This is a genomic window from Bradyrhizobium sp. STM 3809, from assembly GCF_000239795.1.
In the GTDB taxonomy this organism is placed as follows: domain Bacteria; phylum Pseudomonadota; class Alphaproteobacteria; order Rhizobiales; family Xanthobacteraceae; genus Bradyrhizobium.
Genome location: NZ_CAFJ01000336.1, coordinates 1 through 1,301, shown reverse-complemented (window position 1 = coordinate 1,301; position 1,301 = coordinate 1). Strand labels below are relative to the sequence as shown.

General features: G+C 62.9%; 1 protein-coding gene. It reads left to right on the top strand.

Annotated elements, in window-relative coordinates:
- Positions 1 to 410 precede the first annotated feature (410 nt).
- The gene (locus tag BRAS3809_RS18515) at positions 411 to 1,067 is read left to right on the top strand and encodes a hypothetical protein (protein WP_008963609.1); all 657 of its coding nucleotides are present in this window, start codon (positions 411 to 413) and stop codon (positions 1,065 to 1,067) included.
- Positions 1,068 to 1,301: the final 234 nt, after the last annotated feature.

The window sequence follows — 1,301 nt, the reverse complement described above, 5'->3', positions numbered from 1 at the left end:
AGACAGACCGGCGCAAAACTCTGACCGTCGGATGCATTCGGAACGCGAGGAGAGGAATCTCTCCATTGAGACCTTTCGTGCGGCTACCCCTCACACCCCGTGACGAACGGGGACAGGGAGCGCAGCGTGTTTGTGGTGCGATCGCGGAGCGTTCGCGGGCTGGATTCGGGGATGCACAGTTGCCGATCGAGGGAAGAATGGAGCGGATTTGACATGGATCAATGACCTTGGCCCTGCCGCCGAGGATGCTGCAAGGATGCGCCTGGCGCGCTGAATTGCCAGCTTGTTGCATCTGCAACAAATATCGTTCGAAGCCGGCCTCTTTCATTGTGACAACATCATCATGTCACGCCACGTTCACTGAGGCTCTCTACGTCTCCGCCTCGTTCCACACACGAACGGGGATTCGCATGCCGCGCTACTACAAGACCCTGCAGACGCAGCGCTTCGACGATTATCGCTACTATCATCAGAGCCGGATCAATCAGGTGCTGCACCTGATCAGCGCCGTGATCTTCCTGGCCTGCTACGCGCTGCTGTTCAAGGATCCGGCGATGGCCGGGCTGGTCGGCTGGCTGGCGATGCTGACGCGGCAGACCGGGCATTTCTTCTTCGAGCCGAACGGCTACGACCACGTCAACGACGTCACCAACGACTACAAGGAAGCGGTCAAGGTCGGCTACAATCAGACCCGCAAGATCGTGCTGCTCACGGTGTGGGGCCTGGTGCCGGTGGCGCTGTTCGCCTTTCCGACGATGTTCGGGCTGTTCGATGCGCCGGCGAGCCGGATGGAGTTCGTCCGTCATGTCGGCGTGCTCTGGCTCGCGGTCGGCATCGGCGGCGGCCTCGTCCGCGTCGCCCAGCTGTTTGCGACGCAGGGCGTCGCGACCGGCCTGATCTGGGCCTTCAAGGTGCTGACCGACCCGTTCCACAACATCGCGCTGTACTGGACATCGCCGCTGGCGCTGCTGCGCGGCGAGCTGATCGACCCGACGATCAAGGACGCCGCGCATTGGGGCGCCGCAGCCGAGGACGACGACGCCGAAGAAGCCGCGCATCTCACCTGATGCGCCCGATGCGCGGACACCGCCCGCCCTGCGGGCGGTGGAACCGCGTGTCGCCTTCAACATCATGGAACGACTTCTCCGCTGCGCCGTTGCGGCCTGAGTGCTGGTGGTGCCTTCAGGAGCTTTCCATGTGTGACTACAGCCTCCATACTGTCTCCTCCCGTGATGCCAAGATCGACGACGTGCTGGTCTCCTGTCGCTTCCCCGGCACGGAGACCCGCGGCTTCTCGACGA